Genomic DNA, 21,696 nt, shown 5'->3' with positions numbered 1-21,696 from the left:
AGCTGTGCTTCCGCGGCTATCTAGCCAACCGGTCCGGGCAAATCCGGACGCTGCCAACAAGGATAGCTGTCCATCGAGCGCCTGCTCGGTTGCAGCGTCCGTGGACACCATAATTGTGTCTTGGAGGAAATTGGCATGGCAAAAATCTCAAAGGTTATGGTCGGTGAATCGCTGGTGGGAGACGGCAACGAAGTCGCGCATGTCGACCTGCTCATCGGCCCGCGGGGGAGCGCGGTCGAAACGGCATTCTGCAACGCGCTTACCAACAACAAGGACGGCTTTACTTCGCTTTTGGCGGTGATCGCGCCCAATCTTCAATGCAAACCCAACACCGTGATGTTCAACAAGGTCACGATCAAGGGCGCCAAGCAGGCGGTCCAGATGTTCGGCCCGGCGCAGCACGCAGTGGCAAAGGCCGTGCAGGACAGCGTCGCGGACGGGACCATTCCGGCCAACGAAGCGGACGACGTGTTCATCTGCGTCGGGGTATTCATCCATTGGGACGCGGCGGACGACGCCAAGATCCAGAAATACAATTACGAGGCGACAAAGGAAGCTATCCAGCGCGCCGTTGCAGGAACGCCGACCGCCGCCGAAGCAACGGCCCAGCGCGACAAGGTCAAGCATCCGTTCGCAGCCTAGACAAGAGACAGCCCCGCACAGGAAAAACCCTCTTCTGAGACGGATGGTCTGTTGCGCCGGCTGAAAAAGGTTCTGGGCTTTTGAAACGTCAACTCCCGAAGGGCGCTCGCCCTTCGGGAGTTGACGAGCGACGATTGTCAGGCGCCGAGTGACGCGAGGCGGCCGGGGGTGAGCGTAGCGTTGTGCAATGAGGTTGCGACCAGCGCCGCGGCGACACCCATCGCCGACAAGGCGCTGATGTCGGTCTCATCTCGGACGCCGCCGGCCGCGATGACGGCGCGATTTCCGGCCTTGGCCTTGACCTCCTGCAACCGCCCGAAGTCGGGACCGGCGGCCGCACCGACCTTGGCCAGCGTCATGACAATCACCTTTTGCGGCCAAAGCTCGGGCTCATCGAGAAGAGAACGCGGTCCGCAAAAACTATCGCCGACGAAATCAAGGGACAGGATGAGATCGGGATGATCGCGAAAACGCCGCAGCAACATGTCGTCCCGCTGCGATTCAGAGCCCAGAACAGGAGACAGCGAGCGTTCGGCAAGCGCCGCCAAAAGTGTCTTTTCGTCGGCCACACCGGCATCGACCCAAAGTTCCGGCGGCTCCGCCATCGTCCTCAGCCGGGCGAGTGCGTCGCTGTTTGGCACACCGCCTTCGATAGCGTCCAGATCCGCGATGTAGAAGGTCGAAAAAGGATAAAGCCCACGCAGTCCTTCAGCGACCGCGACGACATCAGGGCTTCGGCTGAGCGGCGTAACGATCGGCCTGTAGCGATCGCGTTTTCCCTGCTGGGCGCGAACCACCACGCCGTCTTTCAGGTCGAGAACCGGAATGATACGCAACGCTTTTTTCACCGACCAATTGCCCCCGTCATGAAAGCTTGAAGCGTGGAAAAAAGAAAGGGCATCATTGCCGGTTTCGACATTGGCGGCGCACATCTGAAGGTGACCCGCGCACAAGACGGTCGCATCGTCGAGGCGGTAACGATCGCAACGCCGCTCTGGCAAGGGCTGCACAAGCTGGCTTCAGCCCTCGACGAAACGGCTCTGATCTACGCGGGTGCGGATCTCAACGCATTCACCATGACGGGCGAACTGTCGGACATCTTTCCGTCCCGCGATGTCGGCGTAGGGGCTCTGCTGGGTCAGATTTCCACCCATTTCCCCACAGACAAAAAGCTGGTCTATGCTGGGCCATCCGGTTTCGTCGGGATTGAGCGGGCAGCGCAGCTAGCCGCCGATGTGGCTTCCGCCAATTGGCACGCGACAGCCTTGTTGGTGGCAAAACTCGCCGGCGATGCCCTGTTCGTCGACATGGGCTCCACCACCACCGATATCATTCCCATCAAGAACGGCGTCGTGGCCAATGACGGCTACACCGACGCCGGACGGCTTCTAACCGGCGAATTGGTCTATACCGGCTTTACCAGGACATTCCTGTTCGGCGTAGCCTCGTCGGCTCCCGTCCATGGCAGGCTAACGCCGCTGATGAACGAGTATTTCGCCTCGATCGCCGACGCTCACCGCATCCTGGGCGTGCTCGACGAGGACGACGACAGGCACCCTCCCGCCGACGGCAAGGAAAAGACCGTGGATGGCTCGATCGCGCGGCTGGCGCGCATGGTCGGGCGCGACGCCACTGACCTGACCTCGCCGGAATGGGGTGAAATCGCGCGCTGGTTCAGCGAGCAGCAACTGCGCAAAATGCATGATGCAGCGTCGCTGGTTGCCGGGACCTTGCCTCGGGATGTCCCGATCGTCGGGGCCGGAATCGGTCGCTGGCAGATCAGGCGACTGGCCGAACGCATGGAACGCAGCTATGTCGATTTCGCCGACATCATCCCCGCGGATGACACCGTTCGCGGCCAAGCGAGCAGCGCGGCACCCGCTTCCGCGGTAGCGCTTTTGGCGGGATATCCGTCGTAAGCAGGATGCGGCGCTCGGCCTAAGCCCGCGCGTCCTTGCTCCCGGAACCTTTGGCGGTCAAATGATCGCTGACACGCTGCATCAGCCAGCCCCAGGCTTCCTTTTCACCGTCGCCTGCTGTCTTTTCGATGGCGATCGAAAGGTAGGCGATTTCCGCCTCGATCTTGTCGCGCGGCAGCATGCCGAGCCGGCTGACCAGGATGGCCAGCTCAAGCACCGCCGCCTTGGCTCGGTTAAGGCCGGTGAACGGCGCAAGCGCTTCCTCCCGCACCACGCGGCAGAAATGGCGGGGGCGCACGCCATTGTCATCGACCGCTTGAACTTCGAGGCCCGAATACGCCAGCGCGGCCTCGAGCCTCGGCACCGGAAACCCGTCAACCGGAACAGTTGGCCAATGCTTGCGGCCTGTCAGGCAGCCGGCAAAGACACGCACGTCGTCGGTATAATTGGCGATGGCGAACGGCACTTCGGCGAGATTGTCGAGCGTGACCGACGGCCGGAACGGCGCAATCACCCAGCCGTCATTCTCGGCGATGATGCCGATCGGCGCGATGTGGACGTTGCCTGCCTTGTTGACCGTCGTGATGATCGATTCGCGAATGTAGGGCATGGTCCTAGCGCTCTTTCCTTGCGCGGAGCGTCTTGCCCGGCTCGGCAAGACGGGTACGGTCGGTTTCGGGAGCCGGCGCGGCAACGCCCCATGCGAGCGGCTCGTCCTGCACATAACGCTTGCCGAGGCGCCAGGCGATCTCGGCCTTCATCAGTTCGGCGCCGAGGTAAAAAGCGTGTGCGCCATCGGCGTTGACGTCCAGCCCGGCAAAAAGTTCGAACGCATCCGTGGCAACTGCATGCCCTTTGCTATTGAAAACATGGATGCCGTCCTCCGCTACCGCGATCCGGAAGTTGGCATCGCGCACCTGGACCGCCAATGCCTCGATATCGTCGGTTGAGGCTGTGAAAGGCTTGCGATCGTGGACCTGCAACAGGCCTGGGTGATAGCCGCGCGGCAAGGCGCCGTCCGTGCAAGCAGCCAACATGACGCGGCGGGCGATATCGTGCTCCTCGATCGTCCGCACCGTGTGTGGGCTGACATGCACCGCCAGCACGTTTCGGATCCCGAGTTCCGAGCAGAGTCCCGCTAGAACGGCCGTAACACCAGAACTGTCCGCGTCGGTCAATTCGGTGAGATTGCCGGTGCCCATCAGCAATTCGACGTCCGGCCAGCGGCGCCGCGCCTCGATGAAGCGCCCGAGTGAAACGGCGAAGCCGAAATGGATCGGGTCGAGCACGGGATCGGCAATGAAGGCGATACCGGCCTTTTGCGCGGCTTCGATGGCCCGGCCGAGCGAATCCAGATCGCCAGGCGTGGAAGGTATCAACACTGCCGTAGCCCTATGATCGAAGATCAACGGCAGCGTGTTCTCATCGAGGCTGAGAAGATAGTCCGCGCCGGCGCGTGCCCCGATCGTCAGTTCGTCCACGCTGGCCGAATCGACGCTGACCATAAATCCCCGTGCCTTGAGCGCTCGCACAGCCTCCGCCAGCAATGGAAACGGCGTCTCCGGCAGGCAGCCCAGATCGATGACATCGGCGCCGGCCGCAGCTAGCATCGAGGCCCTCGCCATCAGTGCCTCGACCGACAGCATCGGCGCATCGACGATCTCGGCGAAGATGCGCATATCGTGACGCGTCAGATCCGGCGGTTTGCCCGCCCGGCCAAGGAAGGCCGGAAGGTCGGCGATCTCGTCGGGGCCGCGCACAAAAGGCACGCCGAAATGCTCCGACAGGTGCTCGATGTTTCCCCGATAGCGTCCGGGTAGGATGACGCGGTCGGCGTCTCCTGTCAGAGTGAGCCGACGCTTCACAATGTCCTCGCTCATCAGCGCGGCGACCTTGACGCCGACGTCGACGATTTCCCACGCGAATTCGGTTCTGCCCAGCCCGGCCAGCAGCCGTTCCAGCCGCGCCTTGGCCAGATGGCCGGTAAGAAAAACCAGCCGCTCAGCCATCGCTTGCGAGTTCGGCCTGTCGCCGTGTGAGCGAGGCTTCGAGATCAGCGAGCGACTCGACCACCTGGGTCCGCTCGAAACTCTTCAACTGCTCGGTATTTTCCAGATCGATCCTGCGCGGATAGACCTTGACCAGCCCGTGCGGTGCCTGGGTTTCGAGTTCCGGTGCGGTGTCGCAAGCAAAGACGATGGCTGGCACACGGCACTTTCCCGCTTGGGCAAAGACATTGGTGGCGAGCGTGTCGGAAATGCCATGCACGCATTTGGCGACCGTGTTGGACGTGGCCGGCGCCACCACGACCGTGTGATAGACACCGTGGTAGAATTCGCCGACCGGGATCGCGCTCGCGGTCTTGTCGTGCAGCACGCGCGTCGTCTCCGGGAAATCAAGTTTGAGCTTGTACATGCGCAGCACTTCGTTGGCGGCCTTCGACACGAAGACATCGCAATGTTCGAGTTGGCGAACAAGTGCGAAGCTCTCCGTAAAAAAATGCCCGGAACCCGTCAAAACCCACGCCCAGCGCGGCACATGCAGCTTCACCATCGGCTATCCCGCCTTCTTTGCCGACGACCCTGTAGAAGCCACGATCCTGATGCCGGGCAGCTTGCCCAACACGAGCATCGCGCCGGCCTCGGCAGCATCCTTCGGACCGGCGAGATGGAAATCGACGCCGTCAGGCAGCATGGCGGCAAAGCCTGGGTCGACAATGCCTCGGGTCCTCAGGCTGTCAGCGGTATCGCTGTCGAAGAATGCACCGGTCTGCTTGATAAGCAACAGCGCGTTTGCGCCAAGCTTACCGGCAAGCCAGGCGGCCAGAGAATCGGAGGTAATGTCCCAGGAGGCCGGAACATCCAGCGCCGGCAGTGCCAGTGACGACGGCAGCCACACCGGAACCTTCCCCGCCTCCAACGCTCGCCCGATCTCATCCAGCGACCGTGCCGGCGTCAGCCTTTCGTCCCGGTCGAGGATGACATGGCCGAACTGTTCCATGGCCAGGATCGCCATGGCATGTGCGGCGGTGTCGGAAAAATCCATGCGTGTCTGCGTCTCACGCACATGATCGGCAAAGAGCCCGCCGCCGGGCACGATGACGATCGGCAGCCGGGAACCCGCCAGCGCTGCGATCCAGCTCTTCATCTCCGCCGCGTGGGCCGTGCTGCCGCCAAGCTTGACGATGGCCCGTCGGAGCATTTCGGGGCGTTCCTGGCGCGGCCGGAAGACAACGCTTCGGTCTTCTCGGCCAGCGGTGCCGGAGGCAGCGCCGCGTCCCGCCGATTGGCGCTTGCGTTCGATCTCGACGCCGACACCGCCAGGACCGAGCTCGAGCTTTTCCACCCTTACCGTAACGCGCACGACCCGCTGGTTCTCCAGGACGTGCGCTGCCACCTGCTCGGCCAAAGCCTCGCTGAGCTGGATATGGCCTCGCGCGACGATGGTGCGAATGCCGTCCATGATGATGTCATAAGAGAATACATGGCGCATGTCCTCGGGATGGTCGGTGATTTGCAGCACGTCGGCGGTCACATCAAAGCGCACTTTTTGAGTATGGCCATGCTCGAAGCTGTAGGCGCCGATCTGGACCGGCAGAACAAAATCCCGCACAAAAATCCTGTCCGTGCCCAGTGTCGGGTCGGTGTCCGGCGAATAGCCTCTCGCCGCCAACAGGCGATAGTCGATACTCAATTGACCGCCGGTCCCGGATTCCGTCGGGATCAACTCTCGAATCTGCGAGACCGCCTCGGCGCTGATCGAACTCGTGCGACCGGAATGGCCACACAGCGCCCCCCGAAAGCCGAGAAAATCCGGAGCGAAAGGCAATAGGCGCGGAATATCCGGAGCTTCCAACGATCCACTCAGGCCTGCCATCAGACCGAGCGATTTCGTGCGATCGACGAATCCCGGAATACGCTCCGGCGGCAGATGATCGAGCAGCCGGCCCTTCCCCTTTTGCGCGGTATCGACCATCACGCCATGGAAGCGATGCCTGGCGAACATCGGCAGAAGCTCGAACTCCGGCGCCAGATCGGCAAACAGCACGGCAATCAGCTTCGTTCGTGCAGCGAGCGGTTCGAGCGCTTCTACGCAGGCAGAGATATTTGCCGAAGGGAAAAATCCGATCTTCACATAGTCGACGCCGGTCGCCGCGATCTCTTCGGCCTTGATGCGGATCGTTTCGGGCTCCATCGGCAGGTCGCCGCAGACCGCGCTGACCGGAGCCCGACCAGCGATGAACGAAATGGTTCGGCGCATGGTTTCCGTGGACACCGCGCCCAGGGCTCCCGCCTTCGGGTCCTTCAGGTCGACGATATCGACACCTCCAGAAAGAGCGATCTCCGCCTCTTCGATTCCGGTGACGCTTGCCAGCATTCTGGTCATTTGAACAGTTTCTCCAGTTTGGAGGACAAGACGTTTTTATAAAGGCGGTCGATGCCCCTGCGCCACGTCTCGTCGGTGTTGCCACGCGAATCGACGCTGGCGACTTTCCGCACCGTTCTGGCAGGCGCGAAAAGTCGTCCGATAGGGTTTGATAAATTTTGCGGGTCGGCTAAGTTGATCATGGGCACCTTGACTTGGCGCGGGTCCGGCAACAGTCGAACCTTTGCGCAAGAATGGGTAATTACTATCGATGACGAGCGCGGTGCCAGGCACTCTCGCTGCCTTTTTGTGCTTTTTTTCCCTGACCGTCAACGTTTCCGACGCGACAGGCCAGGAAACGGTGGCGAAGCCGGAAAAAAAGACAACTGAAATCAAAATAGGTTATTTGCGGGCCTACGCACCGCAATTGACGCTTTCCATGCTCGACCTGCCGCCACGTGACGAAGGTGTCGCCGGCGCCGAGGTGGCAATCGGCGACAACAACACGACGGGAAAGTTCACCAACCAGAAATTCAGCCTGGACGTGACCGAGATCAAACCCGAAGGCGACGCGGTTCGGGCATTCGAGGACCTGATCGCCAAAGGCGACCGCTATGTGGTCGCCGATCTTTCAGCAAAACAATTGCTGTCGATCGCCGACATCGCCCGCGAAAAAGGCGTGCTGATCTTCAACGTCGGCGCGACCGACGACAGCCTTCGCGAGGAGGACTGCCGCATCAACGTTTTCCATATCGCGCCGACGCGCAGCATGCTGGCCGATGCGCTGGCGCAGTATCTCATGGTGAAGAAGTGGCCGAATTGGGTGCTGCTCTATGGATCGCATGAGCAGGATCATCTTTACGCCGATGCGTTGCGCCGCGCGGCGACCCGCTTCGGCGGCCAGATCGTCGCCGAGAAGGAATTCAAGGATACCGGCACAGCCAGGCGCACCGACACCGGCGCCACGCAGATACAGCAGCAGATTTCCGTGTTCACGCAAGATCTCCCGGAGCATGACGTGGTGCTTGTCGCCGACGAAAGCGAGGTTTTCGGGACCTACGTGCCCTATCGCACCTGGACGCCGCGGCTGGTCGCCGGCACGGCCGGTCTGGTTGCATCGTCGTGGCATCCCGCCAGCGAACAGTGGGGCGGCATCCAGATGCAGAGCCGCTTCCTGAAGACGACGAGCCGGCGGATGCTCTCCAAGGACATGTCGGCCTGGACGGCGGTGCGTGCCGTCGGCGAGGCCACCACGCGCACCAACGGCGACGATGCGAAAAAGATCAGCGACTACATGCGCTCTGACGATTTTTCGGTTGCTGCTTTCAAGGGGCAGAAGCTGACCTTCCGCAAATGGAACCTCCAGCTTCGCCAGCCGATCCTGCTTGGCGATACCAAGTCCGTCGTCTCGACATCGCCACAAGAGGGCTATCTTCACCAGGTCTCCGAACTCGACACGCTCGGTGTCGATCAGCCGGAAACGAAATGCGCTCTCAAGTAGAGTCAATCGGGAGGAATTTGCGTGCAGAAACGAGCTTGCGCATTCGCCATTCTCGCGGCCGGCCTGACAGTCAGCCCCGCATCGGCCTATACGGCCTACGTTTCCAACGAGAAGGACAACACGATGACCGTCGTCGACACGGCGACGATGCAGGTGATGAAGACCGTCGAAGTCGGCCAGAGGCCGCGCGGCATCACCATCTCGCATGACGGCAAGTTCGTCTACCTATGCGCCAGCGATGACGATACGGTCCAGATCATCGATACCGCGACGCTTGAAATCGTCGGTACGCTGCCATCCGGCCCCGATCCCGAATTGTTCGTGCTCTCGCCGGACGGCAAGACGCTTTATGTCGCCAATGAGGACGATAATCTCGTCACCGCCATCGACGTCGAAAGCAAGCAGGTCCTGGCCGAGATTCCGGTCGGCGTGGAACCGGAAGGCATGGGTGTCAGCCCCGATGGCAAGACCATGGTCAACACTTCGGAAACCACCAGCATGGCGCATTTCATCGACACCGGCACGCATGAGGTGACCGACAACGTGCTGGTCGACACGCGCCCGCGCTTCGCCGACTTCAAGCCCGACGGCACGCAGGTCTGGGTCAGCGCCGAGGTTGGCGGCACCGTCAGCGTCATCGACAACGCCAAACGCGAAGTGGTGAAGAAGATCCAGTTCGCGATTCAGGGACTGCGGGCCGAAACCATCCAGCCGGTAGGCATCGCCATCAGTGCCGATGGCAAGAAAGCCTATGTCGCGCTCGGCCCGGCGAACCATGTCGCGGTGATCAATACCGATACCTACGAGGTGGAGAAATACATCCTCGTCGGCCAGCGCGTCTGGCATCTGGCCTTCACGCCCGACCAGAAAACGCTAATCACCACTAATGGCAATTCCAACGATATCACCTTCATCGACACGGCCACCGACGAGCCGGTCCAATCGCTCACCGTGGGCCAGCAGCCCTGGGGTGTGGTCATTTCGCCCAAATAGCAGACATTGATCATCGGGAGGTCAAGACATGAAACTTTGCCGCAGGTTTTTCTTCGCCGCGCTCGCCGGATTTGTCCTTGCTCCGATCGGAGCAAGCGCCGACGACGCAACACCAAAACCGTCGCGTGCCAGCAAGAACCTGCCGGAATTGATTATCGGTTCGGCCGATTCCACCTATGCCGTCAATCAGAAGGACTTCGAGCTGATCGCCGGCCAGGGGTATCGCTGGAAGATCACCTCCAAAGGCGGTTTCGAATACAAGTTCGTGACCGACCTCTTCCGCAATGTCTGGATGGACCAGATCGTCATCAACGATTTGGAAGTGCATATGGACGGCGGACCAGCCTGGCTGGAATTCGACGATGCGGGAACGATCCAGGTGCAGTTCCATACCGTTCGCCCGGGCGAATATACCTGGTCGGTTCCCGACCTTGCCGACAAGGGACTGAAGGGCAAGATTACGATCAAGTGAGACAAAGGCGACCAGGGCGCCAGATAGCCAACGCGTCCTGAAGGAGCGACCCGGCATGCAGCATATGAGGACAAACGGTCCGGGAGAAGAGGTGGCGGCGCTCGATGTCGGCGCCGTCAGCCATTCCTATGGCCAGAAGCGGGCGCTCAACGACGTCTCCTTCTCGATCGCGCCGGCGACTTTCACCGTTCTGCTCGGCCTCAACGGGGCCGGCAAGACAACGCTGTTCTCACTGATAAGCCACCTCTACGACACGCGTCACGGATCGATCCGCATCTTCGGCCATGACATTCGCCGCGCGTCCGGCGAAGCACTCAGACGGGTCGGCATCGTGTTCCAGGCACGCACGCTCGACCTCGACCTCAGCGTCTACCAGAATCTCTCCTACCACGCCTCGCTGCATGGCATTGGCGGACGCGAAGCTCGCCAGCGCATTGCCGCGCTGCTTGAAACGGTCGACATGCAGGGCCGCCAGCACGACAAGGCACGCAGCCTCTCCGGCGGTCAGATGCGACGCATCGAAATCGCCAGGGCGCTGCTTCACCGACCTTCCCTGCTCCTGCTTGACGAGGCGACCGTCGGCCTCGACATCGAATCCCGCGCGGGCATCCTCGCCACCATCCGCAAGCTCGTCCAGGCAGAGGGCATCGGCGTGCTCTGGGCCACGCATCTGATCGACGAAGTCGAAGACGCCGACCATGTTGTCATACTGCGGCGGGGTGATCTGGTCGCGAGCGGCAAGGTGTCGGATGTGACCCGTGCGAACGGTGGAAATTCGATTCGCGAAACCTTTTCGAAGCTCAGCCGCGTCGATGCGGCGGGCATGGCGGAGACGTCGCCATGAGCGCTCCTGCGATGCCTGGAAAGGTCGCCGGCATCATGCCGGTGCGGTCTGAGCCATTCGGCCTGCGCCACTATCTCATTTGCCTGAAAGGCGTCGTCCTGCGCGAGTGCCTGCGCTTCCTGCACCAGCGCGAACGCTTCATTTCCTCGCTGGTCCGGCCGCTCGTCTGGCTGTTCATCTTCGCCGCCGGCTTTCGCCAGGTGCTCGGCGTGTCGATCATCCCGCCCTACAAGACCTATGTGCTCTACGAGGTCTATATCACACCGGGCCTTTGCGGCATGATCCTGCTGTTTTCCGGCATGCAGTCTTCGCTGTCGATGGTCTACGACCGCGAGATGGGCAACATGCGCATCCTGCTGGTCAGCCCGTTTCCGCGCTGGTTCCTGCTGGTGTCGAAGATGCTGGCCGGTGTGGCCGTATCGATCGTGCAGGTCTACGCGTTCCTGATCGTTGCCTGGTTGTGGGGCGTCAAGGCGCCGCCACTCGGCTACCTCTACGTGCTGCCGGCACTGTTCCTGTCGGGCATGATGCTTTGCGCGCTCGGTATGCTCTTGTCTTCGCTGATCAAGCAGCTCGAAAACTTCGCCGGCATCATGAACTTCGTCATCTTTCCCGGCTATTTCGCGTCTCCGGCGCTCTATCCCTTGTGGCGCATCCAGGAGGCGAGCCCGCTGCTCTACAAGATCTGCCTCTGCAACCCGTTCACCTATGCCGTCGAACTGATCCGCTTTGCCTTCTACGGACAGATCGAATGGCTGTCGCTGGGCGTCGTCGCCGGCTGCACGCTGCTGTTTCTGGGCGGCGCCATCATCGCATACGATCCTTCGCGCGGTTTGGTGATCCGCAAACAGGACATGGGAGGAAACGCCTGATGGCGCGAATGAGGCTTGCTCACACTCTGGTTCTGGTCGCCACGCTTGCCTCGATGGGGAGCGCCGGCGCGGCAAACACCGATCCCGACTGGCCCTGCATGCAGCGTAAGGTGCCACAGCTCTCGCTTGGCCAGATCTGGAATGGGCCGGAGCTTCCTGCGACCGCGAAAGATTGGGCGAAGGATGCCCGTGTGTCGGCGCTTGTCGAGGCGGTGGCGGCCCGGCGGACGCCGATTGCCGAAGCCCAGAAAGAGATCAAGGATTTCGCGACTTCCCTGTCGGCCGAGCAGGTCGCACCAAAAATGACGATGCTGGTGCAGGGAATGTTCGACCATATGGACGCCGAGCGTTCGCACGTGATCTCCGGCATCTCCCGCTATGCGCACAAACAGCTCGAAATGGCGGCACAGTTGCGCAAGGAAGCATCCGAAGTCGACGCGCTGCGCGCCAAGGCCGATGCGGATCCGGACGAAGTCGAACGGCGAACCGACCAGCTGAATTTCGCGACGCGAATTTTCACCGAACGGGTCCAGTCGCTGACTTATGTCTGCGATGTGCCCACGATAATCGAGCAGCGGCTTTACCAGTTGTCGAAGACCGTCTCGGAAACGCTCGTCGTGAAGAAATAGACCTTGGCGCCTGCCTCATGACCCCCTGCCAGGCAGCACACGCCAGCGCTGCACGAAATAACCGGGATGCGTCTCGATCCACCGAGCCACCAGCGGCTGCGCCTGCATGAAGGCAGTCCCGGGATTCATCGCCAGACCGTCTACCATTTGTTCGCGTTGTTCGCAGGTCCGCGGTACATCCGTCAGGCAGACCATCATAACGAGTGTGTAAAGCATTACCCCTTTTCCCCATCGAATTCCCGAACCCTACCCGGGAGATTTCTGCAGGGGTTGCACATACGGATCGCTTACGGGTGTGAAAGGACGTGGCCCCCGCTCTTTCGCACTGCAACATAACATATTGCTTATATAACACCAACGATCGCGAGCGTTATCCACCGGGCTTTCATCCGTTGCGTTCGTGCAATGTCATCCCGCCTTGTCTGGATACAGCTTTCCGAAAAGGGGCAGATACATCGCGCCCTTGCGCATCAGGAAATCGTTGAACGTGGCCATGGCCGGCGAGATCGCGTGATCGGTTCGCATCACCGAAAACCATTGCCGGCGGATCGGCATGCCGACAACGTCGAGGATGACAAGCCGGCCTGCTTCGGTTTCCGCAGCGATGGTGTGGGCAGAGATGAAGGCGATGCCGAGACCAGCCATCACCGCCTGCTTGATCGTTTCGTTCGAGGCCATCTCGACACCGAGGTCGTCGATGCGCCCAGGTACGTCGCTCAGGAATATTTCCAACGAGATGCGGGTTCCGGAGCCGGGCTCGCGAATAAGGAAATGCTCCTCGGCGATGCGCTCCTTGGAGATATCGCGCGCCGCGACCAACGGATGGTCGGGCGGCGCGATGATGACCAGCGGGTGATCGCCGAAGACCGAAGCACGCACCGGAACCTCCTTCGCCGGGCGCCCCATCAGCGCGATATCGATGTCGTGGTTCCTGAGGTTGTCGATCGTCTGGGCACGGTTGCCGATGGCAAGCCGCATGTCGATGTCGGGATGGTCCTTCATGAACGCAGCCATCAGCCGCGGCGCGAAATATTTGGCGGTGGAAACAACGCCGAGCCTCAAGCTGCCGGTGCGTACGCCCTTGATGGCATCCATCTTGTCTTCGAGCAAACCGAGATGCTCCTCGATAACCTGCGCCGTCTCGACGAAAGCCCGACCTGCGGCAGTGGGACGCATGCCGTCCGACGTTCGGTCGAACAGAGCCAGCTGGAATTCTTCCTCCACTTGCCGCAGCTGGATTGTCAGCGCTGGAGGAGACAGACCTAACATCTTGGCTGCGCTGACAATTTTGCCGCACTTGATGATTGCCTGGACGGTCTTGAAATGCTTAAGCGTGAGGTTTCTCATGCCGCACACTAAATTATTTTTACTGGTTAAGTAAAGTTATTGAATTTTACTTATCTGGCGACGTTTGTTTCCATTCCTCCAGTCCAGCCGCTCCGAGGAGATGCGGCCCGACCGGGAGGTTACGATGCCAGCGGCAACGCTCGACGCTTTTCTGAACTCCTATCTCGGCCAGCCTGACGAATTTCGCTCGGCAGTTGTGACGACCGTCCGTCAGTTGACACAGGCCGCCATCAAGGTCCGCAACACCATCAACCAAGGGGTGCTCGGCGCCGCCTTTGCCGAAACCCGTGGCGCCAATGCCGACGGCGACGTCCAGAAGGATCTCGACGTCTTCTCCGACGACATCTTCCTCGACGCCATGCGCCGCGCACCGGTCGCGCTTTACGCCTCCGAGGAACTGGAGCAGCCGGTCCTGCTCGACAGGCAAGCGCCACTCGCCATCGCGATCGACCCGCTCGACGGCTCTTCCAACATCGACACCAACGTGTCGATCGGAACGATCTTCTCGCTCCTGACCGCAACTGGCGCGCCGGACGCTGATCCGACCGCCTCTTTCCTGCAGGCGGGCGTGAACCAGCTAGGCGCCGGTTTCTTCATCTATGGGCCGCAGCTGGCACTCGTCCTGTCGCTCGGCAGCGGCACGCATGTCTTCGTCTTCTCGACAAGGCTCGGAACCTTCGTCCAGGCCTATGAAAGCCGGATCATTCCGCAACGCACTCAGGAGTTCGCCATCAACGCCGCCAACTACCGGCACTGGGACGAGGCCGTGCGGCTCTATGTAGACGACTGCCTGGAGGGCACCGAAGGACCGCGCGAGAAGGATTTCAACATGCGCTGGATCGCCTCTCTGGTTGCCGACTGTTACCGCATATTGATGCGCGGCGGCGTTTTTCTCTACCCCGGCGATCGGCGCAAGGGCTATGGTCAGGGACGGCTGCGCCTCGTCTACGAGGCCAACCCGATCGCCTATCTCATAGAACAGGCTGGCGGTGCCGCCACCGATGCGATCAACCGCATCCTGGAAATCGAACCCGAGAGCCTGCATCAACGCGTGCCGATGATCTTCGGGTCGGCGCGGGAAGTCGCGCGCATCACCCGCTACCACACAGAGCCGAGCAACATCGGTGAGCGTGCGCCGCTGTTCAGCCGCCGCGGCCTGTTCAGAGCCTGAGCAGCACCATGTCAGCCAAACACCCTATCATCACCATCACCGGGTCGTCGGGCGCCGGCACGACCTCGGTCAAGCGCATCTTCGAGCTGATTTTCCGGCGCGAGAACATCGAGGCCGCTTTCATCGAAGGCGACGCATTCCACCGCTACGACCGCGCGGCGATGAAGGGAAAGGTGGCCGAGGAGGAAAAGGCCGGCAACCCGAACTTCACCCATTTCAATGCCGCGGCCAACGAACTCGGAATTCTCGAAGAGGTGTTCGCGGAATATGGCCGCCGCGGAACCGGCAAGACCCGCACCTACATTCATGATGAGGAAGAGGAAAAGCAGCACGGCACGCCCCCGGGAACCTTTACCGAATGGCGCGAATTCGCTCCCAGCGACCTGCTCTTCTACGAGGGGCTGCACGGCTGTGTCGTCACCGACACGATCAATTTGGCCAAGCATGCGGATCTCAAGATCGGCGTCGTGCCGGTCATCAATCTCGAATGGATCCAGAAGATCCATCGCGACCGTTCGACACGCGGCTATTCCACCGAGGCGGTGATGGACGTCATCCTGCGCCGGATGCCCGACTATGTCCGCTACATTGTCCCGCAATTCTCGCAGACCGCCATCAACTTCCAGCGCGTGCCGATCGTCGATACGTCCAACCCGTTTATCGCGCGCTGGATTCCGACGCCCGACGAATCGATGCTGGTTATCCGCTTCGCCAATCCGCGCGGCATCGATTTTCCGTATCTGCTGTCGATGATCCACGACTCGTTCATGTCGCGGCCAAATTCCATCGTGGTGCCAGGCAACAAGCTCGATCTTGCCATGCAGCTGATCCTGACGCCGCTCATTCTGCAATTGACTGAACGCAAGAGCCGTGTGTCGTGAGGAGGATGCAATGACCAGCCAAACAGCACTGAAGCCCGTCACCACAACCGCTCCCGTCTCGGAGCGCGACATGGCGAACGCCATTCGCGCGCTGGCGATGGACAGCGTCCAAAAGGCGAATTCGGGTCACCCTGGCATGCCGATGGGCATGGCCGATGTCGCAACGGTGCTGTTCAACCGCTTCATCAACATCGATCCGTCGAGGCCGGGCTGGCCCGACCGTGACCGTTTCGTGCTTTCAGCCGGCCACGGCTCGATGCTGCAATACGCGCTGCATCATCTGCTTGGCTATGAAGACATGCAGATCGAGGAATTGCAGCGATTTCGGCAGTTGGGCAGCCGCACCGCCGGACATCCGGAATACGGCCATGCGCTTGGCGTGGAGACCACCACCGGACCGCTCGGACAGGGCATTTCCACGGCGGTCGGCATGGCGCTGGCGGAACGTATGCTTGCCGCCCGCTATGGTACCGATCTGGTCGATCATCATACCTATGTGATTGCGGGCGACGGCTGCCTTCAGGAGGGCATCAGTCACGAGGCGATAGACCTCGCTGGTCACCTGAAGCTTTCCCGCCTGATCGTCTTCTGGGACGACAATGCGATTTCCATTGACGGGCCGACCTCCCTCTCCACGTCGATGGACCAGCCGGCGCGCTTCAAGGCCGCCGGCTGGGATGTCCAAAGCGTCGCCGGCCACGACATGGAGGCAGTCGCCGCGGCAATCGAGTCGGCGCGGCGGTCGGATCGGCCATCGCTGATTGCCTGCCGCACAGTGATCGGCATGGGTGCCCCCAATCTCGGCGGTTCGGAGAAGACGCACGGCGCACCGCTGGGTGAAGCAGAGATCGCCGCGACACGCGAAAACATCGGCTGGGCCCACGCGCCGTTCGATGTGCCGGATGATATCCTTTTCGCCTGGCGCGAGATTGCCGGTCGCGGCGAAGCGATGCGGCGCGACTGGGAGCAGCGGCTTGCCGCCTCGCCGCGGCGCGAGGCTTTCGAGAGCGCCGTCGCCGCCGAACTGCCCGACACCGTCTTCAAAGCGCTCGACGCCTTTCGTCGCGAACATGTCGAGAAGGCAACCAAGGTGGCGACGCGAAAAGCCTCCGAAATGGCGCTCGAGGTCATCAACGGCGCAACGGAATTGACCGTCGGCGGCTCGGCCGATCTGACGCATTCAAATCTGACGATCACCAAGGGCATGAACCGCATTGCGCCGGGTGATTATGCCGGCCGCTACATTCACTACGGCATTCGTGAACACGGCATGGCGGCCGCCATGAACGGCATCGCGCTGCATGGCGGTTTCGTGCCCTATGGCGGTACGTTCCTGTGCTTCGCCGATTATGCGCGCGGCGCGATGCGGCTCTCGGCGCTCATGGGCCAGCGCGTCATCTATGTGATGACACACGATTCCATCGGCCTCGGCGAGGACGGCCCGACGCACCAGCCGGTCGAGCACCTTGCGATGCTGCGTGCCACGCCTAATCTCAACGTCTTCCGCCCGGCGGATGTCATCGAAACGGCGGAGTGCTGGGAACTCGCGCTAAAGAGCAAGGATCGGCCTAGCGTCCTGGTGCTGTCGCGCCAGAACCTGCCGATGCTGCGTCGGTCGCACAGCGACGAGAACCGCTCCTGCCAGGGCGCTTACATCCTGCGCGAGCCGGCAAAGCACCGCGCCGTCACCCTGATCGCCACCGGCTCGGAGGTCGAGATCGCGGTTGCTGCCGCCGAAAGGCTGGAGACCGAGCATGGCGTCGCCGCCGCCGTCGTGTCGATGCCGTGCTGGGAGCTTTTCGAGGAGCAGGAAAGCGCCACCCGCAAGGCCGTTCTCGGCTCGGCGCCGCGCGTCGCGGTCGAAGCGGCAGCCCGGCTGGGCTGGGACCGCTGGATCGGCGAGACCGGCGCTTTCGTCGGCATGACCGGCTTCGGCGCCAGCGCCCCTGCCCCCGACCTCTACCGGCATTTCAACATAACGTCCGAAGCGGTTGCTGCAGCGGCGCTGAAGCTCATCATCTAGGAGGATTCACAATGGCTCGCATCACCCTTCGCCAGCTTCTCGACCATGCCGCCGAGCACGGCTACGGCGTTCCGGCATTCAACATCAACAACATGGAACAGGGCCTCGCCATCATGGAGGCGGCCAAGGCCTGCGACGCGCCAGTCATCATCCAGGCTTCACGTGGCGCCCGGTCCTATGCCAACGACATCATGCTGGCCAAGATGATGGAGGCGCTGACCGAAATCCACCCGGCCATCCCGCTATGCATCCATCAAGACCACGGCAACAGCGAGGCCACCTGCCTTTCCGCGATCCGCCACGGCTTCACCTCGGTGATGATGGACGGATCCTTGATGGCGGACGCCAAGACGCCGGCAAGCTACGACTACAACGTCGCCATAACCGAACGCGTCGCACGCATGGCGCATTGGGTCGGCGCTTCCGTCGAAGGCGAACTGGGCGTGCTCGGCTCGCTGGAAACCGGCCAAAGCGAGGCGGAGGATGGCCACGGCGCCGAGGGCGCGCTCTCTCACGACCAACTCTTGACCGATCCAGATCAGGCGGTCGATTTTGTGACTGCAACCCAGGTCGACGCGCTGGCGATTGCCTGCGGCACCTCGCACGGCGCCTACAAATTCACCCGCAAGCCGGACGGCGACATCCTGGCCATGCAGGTGATCGAGGCGATCCACGAGAAGCTGCCCAACACGCATCTGGTCATGCACGGCTCTTCCTCTGTGCCGCAGGAGCTGCAGGACATCATCAACAGATACGGCGGCGAGATGCCCCAGACCTTTGGCGTTCCGGTCGAGGAGATCGAGCGCGGCATCCGCTTCGGCGTGCGCAAGGTCAACATCGACACCGATTGCCGCATGGCCATGGCCGGACAGTTCCGCCGCGTCGCGACGGAAGACCCGCGCGAGTTCGATCCCCGCAAATTCCTGAAACCCGCCATGGATGCCTTGCGCGATCTCTGCCGGGACCGCTTCGAGCGTTTCGGTACGGCCTCCAACGCCTCGAAGATCAAGGTCATCGCCATGGACGAGATGGCGAAACGTTACGCCGCGGGAAAACTCGACCCCCATATCGCAACCGCGAAAGCCGCCTGAGCAACAAACAGGAGACCTGTCATGAACAAGATCGACATACTGCCAGCGGGGACGCTCAAGGAAGGCAAGGAACGCTACAAGTCAGGGGTCATCCCCTACAAGAAGATGGGCTATTGGGAGCCTGACTACAGGCCCAAGGAAACCGATCTGATCGCGATGTTCCGGATCACGCCGCAACCCGGTGTCGACCACGAGGAGGCGGCGGCCGCCATCGCCGGCGAATCCTCCACCGCGACGTGGACCGTGGTGTGGACCGACCGGCTGACCGCCTGCGAGCTCTACCGCGCCAAGGCGTTCAGTTCCGAGCCGGTGCCGAACACCGGTCCCGGAACCAAGACCGAACAACAGTACTTCGCCTACATCGCCTACGACCTCGACCTGTTCGAGCCGGGCTCGATCGCCAATTTGACCGCATCGATCATCGGCAATGTGTTCGGCTTCAAGGCAGTCAAGGCGCTGCGGCTGGAAGACATGCGTATCCCGGTCGCGTACCTCAAAACCTTCCAGGGGCCGGCGACTGGCATCGTGGTGGAGCGTGAGCGGCTCGACAAGTTCGGCCGGCCGCTGCTCGGCGCTACGACGAAGCCGAAGCTCGGCCTCTCGGGCCGCAATTACGGGCGCGTCGTTTACGAAGCGCTGAAGGGCGGCCTCGATTTCGTCAAGGACGACGAGAACATCAACTCGCAGCCCTTCATGCATTGGCGCGACCGCTTCCTCTACTGCATGGAGGCCGTGAACAAGGCGTCGGCTGCCACCGGCGAGGTCAAAGGCCATTATCTCAACGTCACCGCCGGCACGATGGAGGAGATGTACGAGCGCGCCGAATTCGCCAAGCAGCTTGGCTCCTGCATCGTCATGATCGACCTCGTCATCGGCTACACGGCGATCCAATCTATGGCCAAGTGGGCACGCCGCAACGACATGATCCTGCACCTGCACCGTGCCGGCAACTCGACCTATTCGCGCCAGAAGAACCACGGCATGAATTTCCGCGTCATCTGCAAATGGATGCGCATGGCCGGCGTCGACCACATCCATGCCGGCACGGTGGTCGGCAAGCTGGAAGGCGACCCGCTCATGATCAAGGGATTTTATGACACGCTGCGTGAGGAGCGCACGCCGCAGAACCTCGAAACCGGGCTGTTCTTCGATCAAGAATGGGCCTCGCTCAACAAGGTGATGCCCGTCGCCTCGGGCGGCATCCATGCCGGCCAGATGCATCAGTTGATCCACTATCTCGGCGAGGACGTCATCCTGCAGTTCGGCGGCGGCACAATCGGCCATCCGGACGGCATCCAGGCAGGCGCGACGGCCAATCGCGTCGCCCTGGAAGCGATGATCCTGGCCCGCAACGAGGGGCGCGATTATTTGCGCGAAGGGACCAAGATCCTCGAACAGGCGGCCAGATGGTGCACGCCGCTGAAGGCTGCCCTGGAGACCTGGAAGGACGTCACCTTCAACTACGAATCGACCGACACGGCCGACTTCGTGCCAACCGCAACGCCCAGCTTCTAGACGAAAGGAACCATCGTCATGATGACCAATCCGGGAAACAAGGTCACGCAGGGACAGTTCTCGTTCCTGCCAGACCTGACCGATGAGCAGATTTCGGCGCAGATCAAATACGCGCTGAAGAACCATTGGGCGGTCAGCGTCGAGTACACGGACGATCCGCATCCGCGAAACACCTACTGGGAAATGTACGGCAACCCGATGTTCGATTTGAAAGATCCGGCGGGCATACTGCTCGAGGTCAATGCATGCCGGAAAGCCTGTCCGAACATGTATGTGCGGGTAACCGCCTTCGATTCGACCAAGGGCTGGGAAGCGCCGCGCATGTCGTTCATTGTCAACCGGCCGCCCAGCGAACCCGGGTTCCGGCTGCTGCGCCAGGAGCGCGACGGCCGCAGCCAGGGTTATTCGATCGTGCCTTATGCGACCGACAGGCCCGAGGGCGAGCGGAGCTAGCTGAACCATGCTGAACGCGATGACCAAGGACGCTGCCGCACAGGACGCGACGGTTGATCTGCAGGCCGAGTTCGAGGCCTCCAACATCGACGAGGTGATGGACAAGCTCGACCGTGAACTCGTTGGCCTGAAGCCGGTCAAGACCCGCATCCGCGAGATCGCCGCTCTCCTCCTGGTCGACCGGCTTCGCCGCAAGTTCGGGCTGACCTCGGGCGCCCCGACGCTGCACATGAACTTTACGGGAAATCCCGGCACCGGAAAGACCACCGTGGCGCTGAGGATGGCCGAAATCCTGCATCGTCTGGGCTATGTCCGCGAAGGCCACATGGTCGCCGTGACGCGCGACGATCTTGTTGGCCAGTATGTGGGCCACACCGCGCCCAAGACCCGCGAGGTGATCAAGCGTGCCATGGGCGGCGTGCTTTTCATCGACGAGGCCTACTATCTCTACAAGCCCGAGAACGAACGCGACTACGGCCAGGAATCGATCGAAATCCTGCTGCAGTGCATGGAGAACAACCGTGACGATCTGGTTGTGATCCTTGCCGGCTACAAGAACAAGATGGACCGCTTCTTCGACAGCAATCCCGGTATGCGTTCGCGCATCGCCCACCATCTCGATTTCCCCGACTATGGTGTCAGCGAACTGAAATCAATCGCCGAGATTATGCTCGCGGAGCAGAATTATCGCCTCAGCGAGGCGGCATCCCGTGCGCTCGAAGAGTATCTTCCGATCCGCATGAGGCTGCCGCATTTCTCCAACGCGCGTTCGGTCCGCAATGGGCTCGATCGGGCACGGCTGCGGCAGGCCAACCGGCTTTTCGCATCGCGCAGCAGGGTGTTGACCAAGGCCGATCTTGTCACCATCGAGGAATCCGACATCCGCGGCAGCCGCGTGTTCGCGGAAGGGAAACTCGAAGGCGAACCGGAGACGAAGATGCGCTGACGGGATGGAGCCGGCTGGCGCAGAGACCAACA

22 protein-coding genes are annotated in these 21,696 nt (G+C 61.6%); 15 read left to right on the top strand and 7 right to left on the bottom strand.

Annotation, left to right across the window (positions count from 1 at the left end):
- The first annotated feature begins 135 nt into the window (after positions 1-135).
- A complete protein-coding gene (gene fae / locus NKI99_RS09220) occupies positions 136-642 on the top strand; it encodes a formaldehyde-activating enzyme (protein WP_013532036.1) in 507 nt (168 codons plus the stop codon).
- 137 nt (positions 643-779) lie between these two features.
- Here the strand turns inward: fae and NKI99_RS09215 are convergent, their stop codons facing one another.
- Positions 780-1,490: a HisA/HisF-related TIM barrel protein gene (locus NKI99_RS09215; protein WP_128303328.1), complete on the bottom strand. Its 711-nt coding sequence runs from the start codon at positions 1,488-1,490 to the stop codon at positions 780-782.
- Between the two features lie 33 nt (positions 1,491-1,523).
- Here NKI99_RS09215 and NKI99_RS09210 point away from each other — a divergent pair, with 33 nt between their 5' ends.
- Positions 1,524-2,561 carry a hydantoinase/oxoprolinase family protein gene (locus NKI99_RS09210; protein WP_352610618.1) on the top strand — a complete coding sequence of 346 codons (1,038 nt, stop codon included), beginning with the start codon at positions 1,524-1,526 and terminating at the stop codon, positions 2,559-2,561.
- Positions 2,562-2,580: 19 nt separating this feature from the next.
- On the opposite strand, the gene NKI99_RS09205 is transcribed toward NKI99_RS09210, so the two are convergent.
- From NKI99_RS09205 to NKI99_RS09190, 4 genes are read right to left on the bottom strand one after another with little or no spacing between them, the layout of a single operon-like run.
- Positions 2,581-3,171: a DUF447 domain-containing protein gene (locus NKI99_RS09205; RefSeq protein ID WP_352552647.1), complete on the bottom strand. Its 591-nt coding sequence runs from the start codon at positions 3,169-3,171 to the stop codon at positions 2,581-2,583.
- A gap of 4 nt (positions 3,172-3,175) precedes the next feature.
- The gene (locus NKI99_RS09200) at positions 3,176-4,570 is read right to left on the bottom strand and encodes a DUF6513 domain-containing protein (RefSeq protein ID WP_352610616.1); all 1,395 of its coding nucleotides are present in this window, start codon (positions 4,568-4,570) and stop codon (positions 3,176-3,178) included.
- Positions 4,563-5,114: a flavoprotein gene (locus NKI99_RS09195; protein WP_023810415.1), complete on the bottom strand. Its 552-nt coding sequence runs from the start codon at positions 5,112-5,114 to the stop codon at positions 4,563-4,565. Before NKI99_RS09195 ends, NKI99_RS09200 begins: the two co-directional genes overlap by 8 nt.
- A gap of 3 nt (positions 5,115-5,117) precedes the next feature.
- Entirely contained in the window at positions 5,118-6,947 is a 1,830-nt protein-coding gene (locus NKI99_RS09190; protein ID WP_352610614.1) for a (5-formylfuran-3-yl)methyl phosphate synthase, read from the bottom strand.
- 250 nt (positions 6,948-7,197) lie between these two features.
- Here NKI99_RS09190 and NKI99_RS09185 point away from each other — a divergent pair, with 250 nt between their 5' ends.
- Genes NKI99_RS09185 through NKI99_RS09160 form a run of 6 tightly spaced genes read left to right on the top strand, consistent with a single transcriptional unit; the run spans position 7,198 to position 12,237 of the window.
- Positions 7,198-8,427 carry a lanthanide ABC transporter ABC transporter substrate-binding protein PedA1 gene (locus NKI99_RS09185; RefSeq protein WP_352440193.1) on the top strand — a complete coding sequence of 410 codons (1,230 nt, stop codon included), beginning with the start codon at positions 7,198-7,200 and terminating at the stop codon, positions 8,425-8,427.
- 21 nt (positions 8,428-8,448) lie between these two features.
- Positions 8,449-9,420: a YVTN family beta-propeller repeat protein gene (locus NKI99_RS09180; protein ID WP_352440192.1), complete on the top strand. Its 972-nt coding sequence runs from the start codon at positions 8,449-8,451 to the stop codon at positions 9,418-9,420.
- 28 nt (positions 9,421-9,448) lie between these two features.
- Complete coding sequence (locus tag NKI99_RS09175) at positions 9,449-9,892, top strand: hypothetical protein (RefSeq protein WP_023810411.1); 444 nt, start codon at positions 9,449-9,451, stop codon at positions 9,890-9,892.
- Positions 9,893-9,947: 55 nt separating this feature from the next.
- The gene (locus NKI99_RS09170) at positions 9,948-10,736 is read left to right on the top strand and encodes a lanthanide ABC transporter ATP-binding protein PedB/LutE (protein WP_128303321.1); all 789 of its coding nucleotides are present in this window, start codon (positions 9,948-9,950) and stop codon (positions 10,734-10,736) included.
- 35 nt (positions 10,737-10,771) lie between these two features.
- On the top strand, positions 10,772-11,608 hold the full coding sequence (locus tag NKI99_RS09165) for a lanthanide ABC transporter permease protein PedC (RefSeq protein ID WP_050580490.1): 837 nt from the start codon (positions 10,772-10,774) through the stop codon (positions 11,606-11,608).
- A complete protein-coding gene (locus NKI99_RS09160; RefSeq protein ID WP_023810408.1) occupies positions 11,608-12,237 on the top strand; it encodes a hypothetical protein in 630 nt (209 codons plus the stop codon). The genes NKI99_RS09165 and NKI99_RS09160 overlap by 1 nt, the downstream gene beginning before the upstream one ends.
- 15 nt (positions 12,238-12,252) lie before the next feature.
- Here the strand turns inward: NKI99_RS09160 and NKI99_RS09155 are convergent, their stop codons facing one another.
- Complete coding sequence (locus NKI99_RS09155; RefSeq protein ID WP_023810407.1) at positions 12,253-12,453, bottom strand: hypothetical protein; 201 nt, start codon at positions 12,451-12,453, stop codon at positions 12,253-12,255.
- A 192-nt stretch (positions 12,454-12,645) separates the two neighbouring features.
- A complete protein-coding gene (locus tag NKI99_RS09150; protein WP_127319312.1) occupies positions 12,646-13,584 on the bottom strand; it encodes a LysR family transcriptional regulator in 939 nt (312 codons plus the stop codon).
- A gap of 124 nt (positions 13,585-13,708) precedes the next feature.
- Here NKI99_RS09150 and NKI99_RS09145 point away from each other — a divergent pair, with 124 nt between their 5' ends.
- From NKI99_RS09145 to cbbX, 7 genes are read left to right on the top strand one after another with little or no spacing between them, the layout of a single operon-like run.
- The gene (locus NKI99_RS09145; RefSeq protein ID WP_352610612.1) at positions 13,709-14,755 is read left to right on the top strand and encodes a class 1 fructose-bisphosphatase; all 1,047 of its coding nucleotides are present in this window, start codon (positions 13,709-13,711) and stop codon (positions 14,753-14,755) included.
- A gap of 8 nt (positions 14,756-14,763) precedes the next feature.
- Positions 14,764-15,636 (top strand): phosphoribulokinase, encoded by an 873-nt coding sequence (locus NKI99_RS09140; RefSeq protein WP_352610610.1) that lies wholly within the window; start codon positions 14,764-14,766, stop codon positions 15,634-15,636.
- A gap of 10 nt (positions 15,637-15,646) precedes the next feature.
- Positions 15,647-17,659, top strand: coding sequence for a transketolase (gene tkt, locus NKI99_RS09135; protein ID WP_352610608.1), 2,013 nt, complete (start codon positions 15,647-15,649; stop codon positions 17,657-17,659).
- Between the two features lie 11 nt (positions 17,660-17,670).
- The gene (gene fba / locus NKI99_RS09130) at positions 17,671-18,750 is read left to right on the top strand and encodes a class II fructose-bisphosphate aldolase (RefSeq protein WP_352610606.1); all 1,080 of its coding nucleotides are present in this window, start codon (positions 17,671-17,673) and stop codon (positions 18,748-18,750) included.
- Between the two features lie 21 nt (positions 18,751-18,771).
- On the top strand, positions 18,772-20,265 hold the full coding sequence (locus NKI99_RS09125; protein WP_352610604.1) for a ribulose-bisphosphate carboxylase large subunit: 1,494 nt from the start codon (positions 18,772-18,774) through the stop codon (positions 20,263-20,265).
- 18 nt (positions 20,266-20,283) lie between these two features.
- Positions 20,284-20,718, top strand: a complete 435-nt coding sequence (locus tag NKI99_RS09120; RefSeq protein WP_013532057.1) for a ribulose bisphosphate carboxylase small subunit — start codon at positions 20,284-20,286, stop codon at positions 20,716-20,718.
- A gap of 7 nt (positions 20,719-20,725) precedes the next feature.
- Positions 20,726-21,664, top strand: a complete 939-nt coding sequence (gene cbbX, locus NKI99_RS09115; RefSeq protein ID WP_023810399.1) for a CbbX protein — start codon at positions 20,726-20,728, stop codon at positions 21,662-21,664.
- Positions 21,665-21,696: the final 32 nt, after the last annotated feature.

Origin of the sequence: Mesorhizobium sp. M0239 (assembly GCF_040321815.1) — a bacterium.
Lineage (GTDB): Bacteria > Pseudomonadota > Alphaproteobacteria > Rhizobiales > Rhizobiaceae > Mesorhizobium.
Note: the sequence above shows the minus strand (reverse complement) of the source record. Positions and strands in the feature narration are given on the sequence as shown.